Raw genomic sequence first — 15438 nt, 5'->3', positions numbered from 1 at the left:
CGGCCTCGGAAGTCACGCGCGCCAACCCCGGCTACACCCTGCATTCGGAAGAGCCCCAAAATGCCTGCATTAGCCTCCCCCAAGAGGCAATACATGGAGGAATATATCACAACAATTACATCTCTAGAGTGAACAGGAAAATTGCGCGAAAAGGAGTTGATCTCGAGCCTTCGATGGACTATCACCGCAGGTCAAGCCGTAGGGCCGGTCGTAACCCTCTGGATTCTGCAGGCCGGGAATAAGACTTCAATCCTTCTCGTGGCCCCTCGCGCGGAAAAACTAATGCTGTTGTTCATTCCGCAAAGCGAGGTGAACTCACTAAGGCTGTTGTTCTGAAAGCCGAAGGCTTCCCCCGCGCTAAGTCTTGGGAGGATCCGGAATGGTAATCGCCCTGGCGATGAGGCCCGGCGTGGGGATGCGCAATCAGACGGGCCCGTGGCGGGCCGTCCCTACAGTTCTTGGTGAGGCGCCTCTGCGTCGGCCAGCTCAAGCCTGGTCGACTGGTGTGCGCTTCGCAGCAGCGCGCCGGCCATGGCAAGCAACGGCAACACCTCGCGGCTGCTGAGCCGGTAGTGGATCTGGCCGTCCGCGCGGCCGGAAATAATCAGCCGCTGCTTCCGCAGAACGCCGAGGTGCTGGGACAGGTTGGACGCTTCCAGATCGGTGGCTTGACGTAGCTCGCTCACTCTCACCGGACCGCCTGCCAGCAACTCCAACACCCGGATGCGGACAGGGTGGCCCAGGGATCGGAACAAGTCCGATTTCGCCTCAGCTAACGCTGGCCCGTCGGATATCTTGCTCACAGGGGCACCCTTCCGTTCCTCTTGGCCTAGTTGCTGTGGCCGGGCCTGTCGGACCGTGCGCAGCGCAGTGGGACAGACCTGTCTGTCCCACTGACAAAAAGCATACGCCTAGCTCGGAGGGTTCCCTTTTTCGGGGACCTGCGTCAGACTCTTTAGCATTTGATGAATTGATAAATTGCGATGCGCGCGACGCGCGCGATCAAATCAGCGGGGAGGGACGCAGGTTGCGTCTGTTGATGCTCAGCGGCAACGAGGCCGCCGAGGACCCGCCGACCGGGAGGATAGATATGGCCGGAATGTTTGTACTTTTTGTTGATGCCGAGTCGTATTTCAGGTTTCGGCTCACAGCGCCGGATGGAACCGTGATGGCAGTGTCCAAGGCCTTCGACGGCAAGGCTGCAGCTGTGGCCGGCATCGCCGCAGTGCGAGAGTACGCCGGCATGGGGCTGATCACCGATACTTCAGTGACGGCCAGCCCGGCAGCCCCGCCAGGAGCACATGAGGCTTCTCCTGCCCAGTTCCATGAACTCCGGCGCATTCCGGCGGCCGACCTGCACGCCCGTGCCCGCAGGCTCCGTGGGCGGCAAACGGTGCCCGGTGGAGCCTAAACCCGCCGGGCACCCCGGATGTCCTCATGCCGCGTGGTCAGCAGGCTAGCGTCTTTGCCATTGCCGGGCCGGGGCTATCGCCTTCGTCCCCCGCTGTATGGTATTTTCAGGCTACATGCCGGGGGGCGGTCGTCACCCCGCATGGGCCGGCGCCGTTCCTTGAGTGTAAGCCGGACCCGCCACTGGATGAGGCTATGGCGAGACGGTGATCCTTTGAGGAGACATCATGCGCAGATCAGCAGTATTGTGCGGGACAGTGACGGTGGGGCTTGTCCTTCTTACCGCGGCAGGGGCACCTGCGGCTTCCGGGCCAGGCACCAAGTCGGTGCCGAACAAGGAATTCGTAGCTCAATTGTCGCCGTTGAACGCGGGCGCGCACACTGTCGCCGGCACAACCTACACGATTCCGTCAGCGAGCGGGACCGCTGTCATCACAGTCAACGGTGACGATATAACCGTCACTGTGGACGTCCAAGGGGTCACCGCCGGAACGCTCCACCCGCAGCACATCCACGCCGGGACCACCTGCCCCAATGCCGGCGATGACGTGAATCACGACAGCTTCGTGGACGTTATCGAAGGTTTGCCCAAATATGGGCCGGTTCTGATCTCCCTGGACAGCGACCTGAACAGCTTCGCGCCCTCACTCGATTTCCCGGTGGCGGACGCGTCCGGCAGCTATCACTACAGTGAAGAGGCCTCCAAGTCCCACCTGCAATCAGAACTCAAGCAGGCACTGAAGCTGGGGGACCGGCACGTGGTCATCCACGGCATCAATCCGACCGATCCGCTGCCAACCACGGTTGCGTCCCTGCCCGGACTTCCTGCCTGGGCGACACTGCCGGTAGCCTGCGGCCAGCTGAGCCAAAGCCGGTAATCCACGCAATCTGTAACACATCCATCGACCACAGGCTGCGCGGCTGCCCCGGAGGAGCCGCGCAGCCTGGGGACGATGTGATTTGTCATCAACGTGACCAACGGATAACGTGACCTCTGATCGCATGGGGGATCACTGCTAACCGACGGAGACCGTTGTGGCTCTCATTGACTATGTCCTGGCGCTGTGTGCACTGTTGGGCACGCTGCTGATTCCTTTCTATGCGATGTACGAGGTGCTGCGCCGGAAGCGTCGCGCAGTGCGGGTGACCGCCACGAGGAGTAACCGCAGCTAGCCATGCCCTATATCGATATCAACCCGCACAAGGGCCGCCCCAAATGGCAGGCCTACGCCATACTTGCCGTCCTTCTGGCCCTCACCGCCAGCGTGGTAATGGCCGCGCTCACCCGCGGCTGACCTCACAATCCCGGCCCAGCGCCTAGACTTACAGACTGAATCAGTCCGTAACGTGCGGCAGAACCTTGTGCCGAAAGTCCTGGGGGGACAGACATGCCCGATCCGGCGGATCAGAACGCACGCCCCATCGCAGATGCAGGGCTACCGCAACCGCCCCGACGACGCCGTGACCTCCGTCGCGCCGACGGCGCCCTTTCGGATGCCCAGACAGGAACCATGCCAGCCGTAACGCCAGATCTTTCCAACACCCCCGACGCCGGCACCCCCGTACCGCGCCGCAGTTCCTGGGCCGAGGCGGCAGCCGCCGCCGACCAAGCCAGTCCCGCGCCTTCTGCCCCCATCACCTCTGTTCCCGCGCCCACCCGCCGGCCCGCGCGGCCGCCCGTGACCGCGCAGCCACAGGTACCGCAGGCCGGGCAGCCTGCCGGGCCGGACTCAGGCACCTCCGCAGTGGCGTACGACGGCGACGAAGCCGCGCCGCCGTCGTCGTACGTTCCTGAGGAAGCACCGACGCCGGCGTTCCGGCGCGTCCGCCCCACCGCGGCGGACGTCATCGCCGACAGCCCCATGCCTGACTTCATCAGCTCCCCGGGCCTGTTTGTGCGCGAACAGAAACCGCGGCCGGTGGGCGGTGTCCGCGGCGCCCTCTACGCGCTCACGGGCGGGGCCTGGAACCTGGGGCCCGGCGCCAAGCAGCGCGAGGAAGACGAACTGGGCCGCCGCATCTCCCGTCAGCTGCAGGGCAGTTTCAACACCGCGGTGCTGAGCCTCAAGGGCGGCATCGGCAAGACCTCCACCACGGTGGGCGTGGGCCTGACGCTGGCCGAATTCCGTGGCGACCCGCCCTGCGCCATCGACGCCAACCCGGACTCCGGCGACCTTGTGGAGCGCGCGCTCGGCGAAGGCATCTATCAGCAGGCCAGCCCGCGCACCATCACGGACCTGCTGGCGAATATCGAAGGTGTTGACTCCCTCACCGCACTGGCCCGGTACATGCACCACGCCGGCCGGCTGCACCTGATCGCGGGAGAGCAGGACCCGGAGGTCTCGGACTCACTCACGGCCGCCGAGTACCTGCGGATACGCAAGCTCATCTCCAACTACTACTCCGTGGCCCTGACCGACTGCGGCACCGGCGTGACCCACAATGCCATGAGCGGGATCCTGCAGTCGGCGGACAACATCATCATCGCCGCCGGGTATGCGGTGAGCGGGGCCAAACGTGCCCGCAGCACCCTGCACTGGCTGGCGAGCCACGGCTACGAGGACCTGGCCCGGAACGCGATTGTGGTCATCACGGACAAGGACGAGGTCTCCTCCCGCGTGGACAAGGACGCCATCGAGGAACACCTCGCCGGTATCTGCCGCCAGCTCATCGCCGTCCCGCACGATCGCGGAGTGGCCGACGGCGACCTGGTCACCCTGGACGTACTGAAGCCGGAGACGCGGCGGGCGTACAAGGAAATCGCGGCGTCGATCGTGGACGGGTACCGGTAGGTTCGTTCCCGCCTCCTTTTGGTGGGCGGGCTAGAACGTCAGCGCAACGATGATGCTGACGGCACCGAGCAGGACAACTCCTGCGGACAAGGCGAAGACGCCGCCCGCATCGGCGTGGAGATTTTCGGCGTTAATGCCCCGGGAGCTTCGCCGGTACCGGATCCGTTGGGTGGCGAAGATGCCACCGGCCGTGACCACTGCCGCGGCTACGAGGGCTAGAACCAGTGGCCCGTGAGTGGGCAACCAGCGCAGGAAAATGGCGCTGACGGTGAGCAAGGCCAGCAGTGTGCGGCCCCAGGCCATGACGGTTCGTTCGGGCTGGAGCCCCGGGTCCATATGCACGGACACTGGTCAGCCTGCCAGGATCAGGAAAATGATGAGGCCAGCGGCTACCGCTCCGCCCAGGGCCAGCAGCGGAACCAGCAGCGGCAACGGCAGCGGCGTTCCGGCCCGCATGCTTCGCTCCACCGAGAGCCACCGGGCGGCGGCGCCCGCGCTGATCAGCATGCCCAGGACAAGCAACAGGACGGACAGCCCCTCCCGGACGGGTCCGCTGAACAGCCCGCCGGTAAACGCCTCGATCGCGATACCACCGGCCAGGAACGCCAGTGACGTCCTGATCCAGGCCAGGAACGTGCGTTCGTTGGCCAGGGTGAAGCGGGGGTCCGGTTCGGTACCACCCGGCAAGAGCTTCCGGGCCAGCCAGCCGCGCGGTATCGGAGTGGCATCGGATGAGGGCTCGGGGAGTGGGGGCACGTTCCTATTCTAGGGATAGTGCGGGACGGTTTCGGTCAGAACCGGCCGGTGGCTCAGGGCGGAACCTTGCAGGGATACACCCTGCCATCTTTGGCTGACCCTGAGCATCAATAACTAGCGTCAACGCATCAGCCATATGAAAGGTGCGTCAACGATGACCATTCTTGAATACCTCACAGGCCTGCAGCCATTCGTGGAACGCTGGCGTCCGACGGCGGCGTCCGCCGCCGCCGGGACCAGGTCACCACGGCGCATGACCAGACACGGGTGCCTCCGACACAATGAAACCAGGTGTTGCGCAGATCACATTCGTTGCCTACGCTGAGTGAGGCTGCAGAGGCGCGGCCATTGGCCGCAGCGTCGCGGCCTCCCCGGCTGCAGCGTCGCAGCCACGCAAGGAAGGCTTGATTATCTTGTCCGAAAAGCTCAGTATTCTTGTCCGTGTAGATCTCGACCACGCGAAGGCCCAAGTTCTCGCCAAGGGCCATGTCACCATTCACAGCATCCAGGCCCTCTACGTTGTGGTGAAGCGCGCCAACGCCTTAAAGCACAACCTCGATCTGGAATTGGACGTGCGGGAGGCCCGCGTCGACCCCGAAGCCCTGCGGCAGCTGCAGGCCTGCTCCGAGACCCATCACCTGCCCGCCAGGATTGACCCGCAGCAGACCCACTGCACGCTCAGCATCCTGGCACCCCGGCGCGTCACCGCGAAGGCAACCGAGTTCAGCCACGCCGCAGCCTGACCCGCTCACCCTTTAGGCGCTAACACCTTTTAGCGCGAACGGACACTTGACGCCCCGTTTTGGAGGGGCTTAACTGTCCGTTCGCGCTTTGGTGGAGGGCCGCCGGGGGTTATCCGACGGCGGGGAGGCCGCCGGCCAGTTCCGCCGCCGCGGCGAGGGCCCAGCGGTCGCTCTCCGGAGCGAAGAAGACCACCGTGGATGCCTCGGCTTCGCGGGCCTCGTCGAGGGCGAACAGCAGCGCATCCTCCAGATGCTGGGCATGCTCCAGTCGTTCGGGGAGCGTGCCCGGAAGATCGCCGTCGTCAATGACCACGTGGGCCTTGCCGTCCACAATGACCTTCAGCGCAAAACCCTGGTCCTCATGAAGGGACCCCCGGGTGGACGCGATTTCCGTGACTTTGTCGGCCCGGACCAATCCGTTGTTGATGGTGCGGATCCACACTTCACTCATGAGACCTCCTTGGCTGTGAGGGGCAGGCGGGAGCGCCCCACAAGGCAAACGTTAGTCCTCGCGGGGCCGCTTGTGCACCCCTGAAAGCTGAGGAATTTCCGGTGGACATAGGATAAATCTGATGACTTTGTCAGGGACCCCGCAGCCGTTCAACTTCCGAAGCATCGCGCTACCCGCCTTCGGGCCGGCGCTGCTGTTCTGCATCGGCGAAGGCGCGGTCCTCCCGGTTGTGGTCCTCTCCGCCCGCGACCTCGGTGCCTCAGTGGCAGTCTCCGCGCTGATCGTCACGCTGATCGGGTTCGGTTCGTGGTTCTTCAACCTGCCGGCATCGCTTATCACGCTCAAGTTCGGCGAACGCTGGTCCATCGTCGGCGCCGCCGCAGTGGGCGCACTGGCGCTTGCGGCCGCTGCGATGTCCTCCCTGATCCCCAGCGGACTGTGGCTGCTCGCAGTGGCGATGATCGTCGTCGGAATGGCTGCGTCCGTCTTCAGCCTGGCGCGGCAGAAGTACCTCACCGAGGCCGTGCCCATCCAGTTCCGGGCACGGGCGCTCTCCACGCTGGGCGGGGTGACCAGGATCGGCGTCTTTGCGGGGCCCTTCCTTGGCGCGGGCGTGATGCAGTTCGCCGGGATAGCCGGTGCGTACTGGGTGGGGGTGGTGGGCATGGCCGCGGCAGCCGTTATGGCGGTTACCATCCCGGACCTGGTGGTCCCGCCAGCGCCCGACGGCGGACACAAGGGTCCGGAGCCGACGCTGCGGAATGTGGCGGTTTCGCATGCCGGGGTCTTCCTGACGCTGGGGATGGGGATACTGCTGCTGAGTGCGCTGCGCGCGTCCCGCCAGGTGGTCATCCCGCTGTGGGCCGACCACCTGGGGATGGATGCGGCCCAGGCTTCGGTGATCTACGGGCTGTCCGGGGCGATCGACATGCTGGTGTTCTACCCGGCCGGCAAGGTGATGGACCGCCGCGGCAGGCTGTTTGTGGCCATCCCGTCCACGGCCATCATGGGAATCGCGATGCTGCTGATTCCCCTCACTGCCTCGTTCACCGCGCTGATGCTGGCCTCGCTGCTGATCGGGTTCGGCAATGGCATCAGCTCCGGCCTGATCATGACGCTCGGCGCCGACTTCTCGCCCGACCGCGGCCGCGGCCAGTTCCTGGGTTTGTGGCGGTTCATCGCCGATGCGGGATCCACGGGCGGGCCCGTCCTCCTCTCCGGAGTGACGGCGCTTTTTACGCTGGGTGCGGGGGTCTCAGCCACCGGCATTCTGGGATTCGCCGCGGCAACCGTGTTCGCCGTCGTACTCCCGCGCTTGAAGCACCGCCGGAACTACTGACCCCGCTTCATCCCTAATTGCAGATGAAGGTGCCTTGCACGCGCGGACCGTTCCAGACGGTGGCTGAGCCCGGCGCCCGATACTGCGCTTGGACTTCGTAGGTCCAGGCGCCTTTCCCATCGTTGATTTTGGGCGTCGCGGTGTACGTCCCCCCGGGGAGGCTGCTGAGGTCACCCCAGAACACCACAGCCCCGCTCGGATTGGTGACCTTGAGGTCAACATAGTTGGCGTATGCCACTGCCTCGGGTCCAAGGCTGATCGCCACGGAGTAGTAACTGGGGTTCCTGGTGCAGCCTGCGGACGTACTGGGGATACCCAAAGTGGCTGTTGAGATGCTCGCGGCCGCCGACGTGCTGCCGGAAAAAGCTGCGTTGGCGGCCGGGGCCAGGATGAGGCCAACGAGCAGGCAGAAGAGAACGCCGAGGATGCCCGGGCGGGTTGCGTGCTTATTCACTGGCGTGGGGGTCAGGGTCCTTGCGCCAGATCGACGCCAGCAATCCGACCACCAGGACAGCGGGTGCCCCGTACATGAGCGTGTTGAGGATGACCGGCTGACGCAGGGCGCGGATGGCCTGGCCCGCGAACGGAACGGTGAGGACGTGACGGTCAACGGTGGCTCCCTGGAGTGTGGCCGTCCAGGGGTCCACGCCGTTGTTGGCGTCACCCTTGGTGCGCACCGCCGTCGTGCCGTCCGCATTGGTGAGGACCTCGGTGACGCGGTGGGTTTCCACCCGGTGGTCTTCCACGGGAATGAGATACGTAATGACGTCGCCCACCTTGATATCACTGGCAGGCACTGGCGCGGTGACCACCACGTCGCCAGGGTTGATCAGCGGGGCCATGGACCCGGTGAGCATGGTGGATGTGTGGTAGCCGAAAACGCGAGGGCCAACAGCGAGGAAGAGGAACGCTGCCAGCGCGATGACGAGCATTGCGGTGGTCAGGGCACTTCCCGTTTTGCGGGCGGCGGCTTTGAATCGGCTGGCTTTTGGGGCTCCGGTGGAAGCCCCGGCGCCCCAGCCGGGGGGCATGCGGCGACGGGACGCGGGAGAGGTGTGTGCTACGCCGGGCCCTCCGAGAAGGTCAGTTGCGGTGCTCATTGCTGGACCCTTCCTGGTGGCGGGGTGGTGACGGGACTACTTAGCTTGTCGGCGCCGGCTTCATGACGCCGTCAGGAGCTTGTGCGGCTACTTGACCTCGCCGGTGCGCTGCGTTCCGGTGAAGTCGAACGCGATGGTGCTGGCGGCGCCCTGGAAAGTGTTGCCTGCAGTGGTGGGCAGCGTGGTGGTGACCTTCAGGTAGTCGGCGGAGCCGGAAGCCAGGGCAGCGAGGCCTGCCAGGGGCCTGTTAGCTCCGACGACGGGGCTTGTGGCCAGAACCGTGGTTGTGGTGCCTGAGCAGGTGTCCACACCGGCGGCAACGGTCCAGGCGACGCTGCATGACTCGACGGTCAGCTGCAGACCGTCCGTCGTGTTGGTTGTCAGCAGCGACGGTGTGGTGGTGCTGGTCGTGAGCGTGATGTTGTTCAGAGCCGAGTTGCCGGTGTTGGACAGCGTGGCGATTTTCTCCACTGAGTCGCCGGGCAGGAGGCCGGTCACCGGGACGCTCAGCGTGTTGGACGCGCCGTTGTTGAGAGCAATGACCACGGTGCCTGACGTGACCGAGTGGCTGGCGTTGGTGGTACTGGTGAACGCACCGTAAGTACCCATGCCTGCAACAGCGGCGGCAGTGCCCACCAGCGCGACGGAAGCAAGAATCTTGCCGGACGTGGTTTTCATGCTGAGACCCATGAGATTTTCCTTTGGCGTCAAGAAGCCCGCCCCCCCCGGTGGGCCGGCTGGCCCCCAGTGGGCCAGCCGTTGTGCCTGCCCCCAGGGCTGGCAAGAACCACTCTTCACGGACTCACTCAACAAAACGGCAGGTATTGGCTCAAGCTTCGCTCAAGATTCATGGACGTTTTCGCAGGTCAGACGCCCATACTGCCCTATTCGGTGGATTAACCCGGGTGCGGCGGCACTTGGTGCCCGACGGCGGTGCCGCGTGTGGTGCCGTCACCGCCCTGGCGGATCCCGCCGTCGTGCGGAGTAGGCGAACAGCGACGTGGTGGCCACGGTGGCCAGGTATCCGGCAATCACAATGAGTGAGATGCCGGCCCAGAAGTAGTTGGTGGTGCTGTCCTCCTGGAGCGGACCCGGGGCGATCCTGGCCAACGAATACACGGCCACCCCTGCCGACACGAGCCCGATCACCACCGGCAGTGTGAGCCAGATCTTGGCCGACCCCACGTGCGTGCCAAGGCCGTCCCACACGTTCCACGCCGAGCCATTCCGGATGATCAGCCAGCCTGCGGGGATCATAAAGGCGCCCACCAGGAGGAACGCTGCGACGACGTCGGCCGGGCGGTGCCACTGGTTGATCAGCGTGGAGACACCGGAGGCGATGGCGAACGTGCCGCCCACAAAACCGGCCATTGGGCGCCACCGCGGCGAGGCCATCAGGAACACCGCCGCCGCAGCCGACGCCGCCAGCGTGGTGTGCCCGGACGGCAGGGAGTTCAGCTCCAGCGTCACCACGCCCTTGTCCGGACGCGCGGGCAGTACTTCCTTCAGGACCTGCGTGGCAATATTCGCCCCGATGCACGCGGTGACTGCAATCCCGGCAGCCGACCACCGCCGTCGGATCACCGTGACAAACAGGACCACGACGGCGGCCACCACCAGTGAGATGGTGGGCAGCCAGTCCAGGAACCCGGTGGCCGCCTTGCCCGCGGGTCCGTGGATGTCCACGGCCTCAACCAGTGCGGATTCATCGATGAACTGGCCCGTGCTGGTCTGGACGAAGTAGTAGTACGTGGCGATCAGGCCCACAATGCAGGCGAGCCAGGCGAACGCGAACATAAAGCCGGAGCCCGGGGTGGGGCGGGCAGGGGTCCGCGGTGGTGCCTGGCGTGGAATGGTCATCAGTTAAGGGTGTCACAGAAAACTGGGAGGACCCGCACCGTTGTTTCGGGCCCCAGGCTGGCCGAATTGCGTAACTTTTTGGGTGTGCGCCGCAGGCCGGACCGCGAGCGCGCCAGCAACCAGATGTGACACTTGACACGTGTTAGGTCAGCGTCGTAAGCTACCTGACACGTGTTAGGAAGGAAGTTGACATGACCGGTGCCACAACTGGCCGCCTGCGCGAACTCTCGCGCCGGACCGCCCTGGGTGCCTTGGGAGCAGGAATTGTGGGAGCAACCGTGGCATCGTGGCCCCGGCTCTCCGGATCTGACATTCCCGGGCGGGGGGACAACAGCCTCAGCATTGCCATCATGGGGACCTCCGCCGATGCCGCCGCGCGCCAGCGCGCCATCGACGCGTTCACCCGCCTCCACCCGGACATCCGGGTCAAGGTCCAGGCCATCCAGGCCGTGGACTGGAAAGACTTCTTCACCAAGATCCTCACCATGGTGGCCGCCGGCACCCCGCCCGACGTCGTCTACGTTGCCACCGAAGGCGCGCAGCTCTTCGCGGACAAATTGGCGCACCCGCTGGACGAATACCTGCGCCGGGACGCCGCGGACATGGCCGAGTTCTTCGACGACGTCCACCCCAGCCTGGTGGAGGCCTTCATGTACAAGGGCAGCCTCTTCCAGCTCCCCATGGACTGGAACGCCGCCAACATGTACTACAACACCACCGCCTTCGGGCAGGCAGGGCTGGAGCGCCCGGCGGACGACTGGACCAACGTGGACTTCCGCAACAACCTCGCCGCGATGCGCAAGGCCCGCCCCTCCGACTTCACCCCGTACTACTGGACCAACCGGCTCTTCGGCGGCGTGGTGCCCTGGCTCTACGCCAACGACACCAGCTTCCTGAAGGAGACCCGGTCCGCCGGCGGGGATTGGCTCTGGGACTCCTTCTACGCCAACGATCCCTCCCGCAACCTGCGCTCCGGCGGCTACCAGTGGCTCGAACCCAACGCCGACGACCCCCGTGTGTTCGAGACCTTCGACTACCTCCGCGGCCTGGTCAAGGACGGCCTCGGCGTCCGGCCCGAAGAAGGCGGCGGCAGTTCCCTGGTGGGGCTCTTCGCCTCCAACCGGATCGGCACCACCCCGGCCGGCGGCTACTGGGTCCAGGGTCTGCACGAGGCCGGCATGAAGGAGAACGACTACGACGTCGCGTTCTTCCCCAAGTGGCGGAGCCAGCGGCACCAGTTCGGCACGGCCGGCTACGCCATCATGAAGACCGCCAAGGACAAGGACGCCGCCTGGGAATGGATCAAGTTCAGTGCCAGCCGCGAGGCCATGGAACTGATCTTTCCCAACCCGGTCACCACCCCGGCCCGCCGCTCCATGGTCAACGAAGCCCTGTACGCGGGCAAAGGCCCGGCGCACTGGAAGGTCTTCTACGACACGCTGGACAAGTACCCCACCACCGGCCCCATCCCGGCGCCGCCCCAGCAGGCCGCCGTCGAAACGGCCCTGATGAAGAACGTCTCGCTGGCCGTCAGCGGCGATGAGCGTCAGCTCAAGCAGGCCCTCGAGTCCATGCAGCGCGATCTTGAACTGGCCCTGAGGAGGCAGTCATGAGCACCACCATCCCTCGCCGGGACCGGCCGAAGCAGGCCGCCAAGGCCGTCAAGGCCGTCAAGCCCGGAACGCCCGCTACTTCGCAGACCGCGTCCGGCCGGCACAGCCAGCGCTGGCTCGCCTGGATCTTCCTGGCCCCCACCATCCTGGGCATGGGCCTGTTCACCCTGGTGCCCATTGCGGCGTCGGTGGTCCTGGCGTTCTTCCGCTGGGACATCATCTCCGCCCCGACGTTTGTGGGCTTCGACAACTTCGCCGAAGTGGTCCAGGACCCGACGGTCCGGGTGTCCTTCCTGAACACCATTGCGTTTGTGATTGTGGCGGTGGCCCTCCAGCTTGGCCTGGCCCTGGCGCTCGCCGTGATGGTGCAGGAGAAGATGCCGGCCTGGCTGCGGACCTTCTTCCGCTCGGCCTTCTTCTTCCCGCTGATCCTCTCCGCTGCCTCGGTGTCCATTTTCATGCGGTACCTCTTCAACGAGCAGTTCGGCGTGGTCAACTGGTTCCTCTCCCTCGCCGGCATTCCCGCGGTGCCGTGGCTGACCACCCCGGGCGGGTCGGCCGCCGTCGTCATCCTTGTCTACGTGTGGCAGAACTTCGGGTTCTCCTTCCTGCTGTTCATCGGCGGTCTGGCATCGATCCCCATGGAAACCTATGAGGCCGCCTCGCTGGACGGCGCCACCGGCTGGCGCAAACACGTCTACGTCACCCTGCCGCTGCTCAGCCCCACCACCCTGCTGGCGTCCGTGATGGCCATCATCAGCGCGCTCCAGGTGTTCGACCAGCCATACGTCCTGACCCGCGGCGGGCCCGGAGACTCCACCCGCACCGCCGTGATGGTGATCTTCGAATCCGCGTTCCAGCGCCTCGAATTCGGTGAGGCCTCCGCCATTGGCGTGATCCTGACCCTGATCATCATGGCCATCACCGCCGCGCAGTTCCGGCTCAGCAAACGATTCGTCTTCTACCAGTAAGGCCGGCCATGACTACCACTACAGAGCGTGTCTCCACCCGCACCCCTGCGGTGCCTGCCCGGTCCCGGCGGAGGCCGAACTGGAACCTGGTCCTCCGAATTGTCCTGCTGATGATCGCGGCCGTCCTGACCCTGGGCCCGGTGATGTGGACCCTGTCCACCTCGCTGCGGTCGCCGTCGGAATCGTTCAAGCTGCCGCCGTCGTTCTTCCCCTGGAATCCGGACTTCACGTCCTACGCGCAGGTCTTCCGGCAGCTGGACATCGTCCTCCTGGTGCTGAACAGCGCGCTGGTCACCGGGCTCATCGCCGTGGGCCAGATGGTCACCGCCGCGATGGCCGGCTACGCCTTCGCCAACCTGAAGTTCCGCGGCCGCGGGGCCCTGTTCTCCATCGTCCTGGCCACCATGATGGTGCCGGTGCAGGTGACAATCGTTCCCGTGTTTATGCTGATCCGAGGCATGGGGCTTTCGGACACCCTCCTGGCACTGATCCTGCCCGCCATCCCGACGGCGTTCGGCACCTTCCTGATGCGGCAGTACTTCCTGGGACTGCCCACCGACCTCGCGGAAGCGGCGTCGATCGACGGCGCCTCACCCTGGCGGACCTTCCGCTCGGTCTACGCCCCGCTGGCGGTCCCGGGGATGGCGATCGTGGGCATCCTCGCCTTCAATTTCCACTGGAACGAGTTTTTCCGGCCGCTCATCATGACCATCTCGGAACAGAACTTCACCCTGCCGCTGGGCCTCGTCTCGCTGCAGGGCAACCTGGGCACGGGCAGCATCTCCGTGGTACTGGCCGGCGTGGTCCTGTCCATGATCCCCGCCCTGGTGGGCTTCATCTTCGGCCAGCGCGCGCTGCAGGACGGCCTCACCGCCGGCAGCGGCAAATAACCCCTGCTTCTGAGAGGCTTACTTCCATGTCATCCCCGGACCTCGCCGCCGCCGACTTCGCCCGTGTGGCCGCCGCCCATCCCGACGCCGCGTTCCCGCACTTCCACCCCCGCCCCGCGCAAGGCTGGATCAACGATCCCAACGGCATCAGCCACCTCAACGGCCGCTACCACGTCTTCTTCCAGTACAACCCCGGGTCCGCCCGGCACCACAGGATCGCCTGGGGCCACATCAGCTCCGCGGACCTGGTCCGCTGGGAAGAACACCCCGTGGCGTTGAGGCCGCAGGACGGCGGGCCGGACGCGTACGGCTGCTGGACCGGTGTGGTGACGGACGACGGCGGCGTCCCCACCGCCGTGTATTCGGGCGTCCGCGGCGACGGCGGCCACTCCCAGGTGGTCATCTCGCGCGGTTCCGCGGACCTCGTGTCGTGGACACAGGACGGGCACGTTGCGGCGTCCATGCCGGCCGACCCCATGGTCACGGCAGTCCGCGATCCGTTCATCTTCCGCTTCAACGGAAAGCGCTATGCCATGCAGGGCGCCGGGCTGGCCTCGGGCCACGCCGCGCTCCTGCTGTACACGGTGGAGGACCTCTCCGACTGGAAGTACCAGGGCATCTGGCTTACCACCGAGAACCCGGTCGCTTCCACCCACACGCCGGCCGAGATCTGGGAATGCCCGCAGCTGGTGCGGGTGCCGTCCGGGGACGACGGCGACGCGTGGGTCATGATGTTCTCCCTCTGGCTCTCCGGCGACGATCACGAGCACGCCAACGGCGTGGGCCACCTCATCGGCAACCTCGCGGAGAACCCCGCCACCGGGCTGCCGGTGTTCTCCCCGGAGACCGGCGGAAAGTCGGATCTGGGCCGGGACTTCTACGCGCCCCAGATCGTGCAGCTGCAGGACGGGGCCGGTGCCGGTACTCCTGGTGTTCCTGCTTCTTCGTCAGCTTTTGCCGCCCTCGCGGAGCCGAAAGCACTGCTGTGGGGCTGGGCCAATGAAGGACCTGGGCGGGACGGCCGCCGGGGCCGCAGCCAGGAACAGATCGACGCCGCGGGCTGGGCCGGCGTTCTCACCCACCCGCGACTTCTGTCCGTGGTGGACGGTTCCCTGGCCGTGGCACCCGCTCCGGAGGTGGATGCCTACCGGGGCACGCAACTGGCGTCGCAGGGTGCCGGGAGCGTTGAGCTGCCGGCGTATGCCGAGGCCGTTGTGACCGCCCGCTCCGGTGGGCCGGCGACGCTGGCCGCGGACGCCGTCGTCGAACTTTCCCTGGTGGGTGAAGCCTCAGTGGACGCGGGGCAAGTGGTGTTCAGCGGGCCTCTGGCGGCGGGGGAGGAGCTGCGGGTGTTTGTGGACGCGTCGCTGGTGGAGGTGTACCGGAGCGGTTCCGTGGCCACCACGCTGCGCGCCTATTCGGCGCCCGGCGAGCGGTGGGTTCTGCGGCTTCCCGAGGGTGCCGCCGCTGACGTCTGGCAGCTGGAACAGCCCCAGTAGCCTGAATAGTGCCG

Annotated in this window: 18 protein-coding genes; 10 read left to right on the top strand and 8 right to left on the bottom strand. The window is 65.9% G+C overall.

The features are described 5' to 3' along the window. Positions 1 to 449 precede the first annotated feature (449 nt). Positions 450 to 803: a metalloregulator ArsR/SmtB family transcription factor gene (locus QK290_RS05235; protein WP_282329622.1), complete on the bottom strand. Its 354-nt coding sequence runs from the start codon at positions 801 to 803 to the stop codon at positions 450 to 452. 224 nt (positions 804 to 1027) lie between these two features. Between QK290_RS05235 and QK290_RS05230 the strand changes: the two genes are divergently transcribed. The 4 genes from QK290_RS05230 (at position 1028) to QK290_RS05215 (ending at position 4202) form a co-directional block, all read left to right on the top strand. Then, a complete protein-coding gene (locus QK290_RS05230) occupies positions 1028 to 1411 on the top strand; it encodes a DUF1508 domain-containing protein (protein WP_348994431.1) in 384 nt (127 codons plus the stop codon). Positions 1412 to 1637: 226 nt separating this feature from the next. Next, positions 1638 to 2288 carry a CHRD domain-containing protein gene (locus QK290_RS05225; RefSeq protein ID WP_282329621.1) on the top strand — a complete coding sequence of 217 codons (651 nt, stop codon included), beginning with the start codon at positions 1638 to 1640 and terminating at the stop codon, positions 2286 to 2288. Positions 2289 to 2445: 157 nt separating this feature from the next. After that, positions 2446 to 2583 (top strand): hypothetical protein, encoded by a 138-nt coding sequence (locus tag QK290_RS05220; RefSeq protein WP_282329620.1) that lies wholly within the window; start codon positions 2446 to 2448, stop codon positions 2581 to 2583. Positions 2584 to 2921: 338 nt separating this feature from the next. After that, positions 2922 to 4202, top strand: a complete 1281-nt coding sequence (locus tag QK290_RS05215) for a MinD/ParA family protein (RefSeq protein ID WP_282329619.1) — start codon at positions 2922 to 2924, stop codon at positions 4200 to 4202. Positions 4203 to 4232: 30 nt separating this feature from the next. Here QK290_RS05215 and QK290_RS05210 read toward each other — a convergent pair whose 3' ends face one another. Continuing rightward, entirely contained in the window at positions 4233 to 4550 is a 318-nt protein-coding gene (locus tag QK290_RS05210) for a DUF202 domain-containing protein (protein WP_348994432.1), read from the bottom strand. A 3-nt stretch (positions 4551 to 4553) separates the two neighbouring features. Next, positions 4554 to 4958 carry a DUF202 domain-containing protein gene (locus tag QK290_RS05205; RefSeq protein WP_282329618.1) on the bottom strand — a complete coding sequence of 135 codons (405 nt, stop codon included), beginning with the start codon at positions 4956 to 4958 and terminating at the stop codon, positions 4554 to 4556. Positions 4959 to 5371: 413 nt separating this feature from the next. Between QK290_RS05205 and QK290_RS05200 the strand changes: the two genes are divergently transcribed. Beyond that, positions 5372 to 5701: a hypothetical protein gene (locus QK290_RS05200; RefSeq protein ID WP_282329617.1), complete on the top strand. Its 330-nt coding sequence runs from the start codon at positions 5372 to 5374 to the stop codon at positions 5699 to 5701. A 109-nt stretch (positions 5702 to 5810) separates the two neighbouring features. Here QK290_RS05200 and QK290_RS05195 read toward each other — a convergent pair whose 3' ends face one another. Further along, positions 5811 to 6152 carry a hypothetical protein gene (locus QK290_RS05195; RefSeq protein ID WP_282329616.1) on the bottom strand — a complete coding sequence of 114 codons (342 nt, stop codon included), beginning with the start codon at positions 6150 to 6152 and terminating at the stop codon, positions 5811 to 5813. 121 nt (positions 6153 to 6273) lie between these two features. Here QK290_RS05195 and QK290_RS05190 point away from each other — a divergent pair, with 121 nt between their 5' ends. Continuing rightward, complete coding sequence (locus QK290_RS05190) at positions 6274 to 7491, top strand: MFS transporter (RefSeq protein WP_282329615.1); 1218 nt, start codon at positions 6274 to 6276, stop codon at positions 7489 to 7491. Between the two features lie 13 nt (positions 7492 to 7504). Here QK290_RS05190 and QK290_RS05185 read toward each other — a convergent pair whose 3' ends face one another. The 4 genes from QK290_RS05185 to QK290_RS05170 form a co-directional block, all read right to left on the bottom strand. Then, complete coding sequence (locus QK290_RS05185; RefSeq protein WP_282329614.1) at positions 7505 to 7945, bottom strand: hypothetical protein; 441 nt, start codon at positions 7943 to 7945, stop codon at positions 7505 to 7507. Beyond that, the gene (locus QK290_RS05180; protein WP_282329613.1) at positions 7938 to 8591 is read right to left on the bottom strand and encodes a signal peptidase I; all 654 of its coding nucleotides are present in this window, start codon (positions 8589 to 8591) and stop codon (positions 7938 to 7940) included. Before QK290_RS05180 ends, QK290_RS05185 begins: the two co-directional genes overlap by 8 nt. A gap of 87 nt (positions 8592 to 8678) precedes the next feature. After that, positions 8679 to 9281 (bottom strand): TasA family protein, encoded by a 603-nt coding sequence (locus tag QK290_RS05175; protein ID WP_282329612.1) that lies wholly within the window; start codon positions 9279 to 9281, stop codon positions 8679 to 8681. A gap of 261 nt (positions 9282 to 9542) precedes the next feature. After that, positions 9543 to 10451: a phosphatase PAP2 family protein gene (locus QK290_RS05170; RefSeq protein WP_282329611.1), complete on the bottom strand. Its 909-nt coding sequence runs from the start codon at positions 10449 to 10451 to the stop codon at positions 9543 to 9545. A gap of 191 nt (positions 10452 to 10642) precedes the next feature. On the opposite strand from QK290_RS05170, the gene QK290_RS05165 reads away from it, so the two are divergent. From QK290_RS05165 to QK290_RS05150, 4 genes are read left to right on the top strand one after another with little or no spacing between them, the layout of a single operon-like run. Further along, positions 10643 to 12064 carry an extracellular solute-binding protein gene (locus tag QK290_RS05165; RefSeq protein ID WP_282329610.1) on the top strand — a complete coding sequence of 474 codons (1422 nt, stop codon included), beginning with the start codon at positions 10643 to 10645 and terminating at the stop codon, positions 12062 to 12064. Beyond that, positions 12061 to 13035, top strand: coding sequence for a sugar ABC transporter permease (locus tag QK290_RS05160; protein WP_282329609.1), 975 nt, complete (start codon positions 12061 to 12063; stop codon positions 13033 to 13035). The genes QK290_RS05165 and QK290_RS05160 overlap by 4 nt, the downstream gene beginning before the upstream one ends. Before the next feature lie 8 nt (positions 13036 to 13043). Further along, a complete protein-coding gene (locus QK290_RS05155) occupies positions 13044 to 13925 on the top strand; it encodes a carbohydrate ABC transporter permease (protein ID WP_282329608.1) in 882 nt (293 codons plus the stop codon). A gap of 26 nt (positions 13926 to 13951) precedes the next feature. Continuing rightward, the gene (locus QK290_RS05150) at positions 13952 to 15424 is read left to right on the top strand and encodes a glycoside hydrolase family 32 protein (protein WP_282329607.1); all 1473 of its coding nucleotides are present in this window, start codon (positions 13952 to 13954) and stop codon (positions 15422 to 15424) included. The last annotated feature ends 14 nt before the right edge of the window (positions 15425 to 15438 follow it).

It is taken from the genome of Pseudarthrobacter sp. AL07, assembly GCF_029960665.1.
Classification (GTDB): Bacteria; Actinomycetota; Actinomycetes; order Actinomycetales; family Micrococcaceae; genus Arthrobacter.
The sequence above is the reverse complement of the archived record's forward strand: the minus strand, read 5'-3'. Positions and strand labels throughout refer to the sequence as shown.

Coding starts and splice junctions, on each gene's coding strand:
- QK290_RS05225 (WP_282329621.1), top strand. CDS start 1,638: ATGCGCAGATCAGCAGTATTGTGCGGGACAGTGACGGTGGGGCTTGTC.
- QK290_RS05215 (WP_282329619.1), top strand. CDS start 2,922: ATGCCAGCCGTAACGCCAGATCTTTCCAACACCCCCGACGCCGGCACC.
- QK290_RS05195 (WP_282329616.1), bottom strand. CDS start 6,152: ATGAGTGAAGTGTGGATCCGCACCATCAACAACGGATTGGTCCGGGCC.
- QK290_RS05190 (WP_282329615.1), top strand. CDS start 6,274: ATGACTTTGTCAGGGACCCCGCAGCCGTTCAACTTCCGAAGCATCGCG.
- QK290_RS05180 (WP_282329613.1), bottom strand. CDS start 8,591: ATGAGCACCGCAACTGACCTTCTCGGAGGGCCCGGCGTAGCACACACC.
- QK290_RS05175 (WP_282329612.1), bottom strand. CDS start 9,281: ATGGGTCTCAGCATGAAAACCACGTCCGGCAAGATTCTTGCTTCCGTC.
- QK290_RS05170 (WP_282329611.1), bottom strand. CDS start 10,451: ATGACCATTCCACGCCAGGCACCACCGCGGACCCCTGCCCGCCCCACC.
- QK290_RS05165 (WP_282329610.1), top strand. CDS start 10,643: ATGACCGGTGCCACAACTGGCCGCCTGCGCGAACTCTCGCGCCGGACC.
- QK290_RS05160 (WP_282329609.1), top strand. CDS start 12,061: ATGAGCACCACCATCCCTCGCCGGGACCGGCCGAAGCAGGCCGCCAAG.
- QK290_RS05155 (WP_282329608.1), top strand. CDS start 13,044: ATGACTACCACTACAGAGCGTGTCTCCACCCGCACCCCTGCGGTGCCT.
- QK290_RS05150 (WP_282329607.1), top strand. CDS start 13,952: ATGTCATCCCCGGACCTCGCCGCCGCCGACTTCGCCCGTGTGGCCGCC.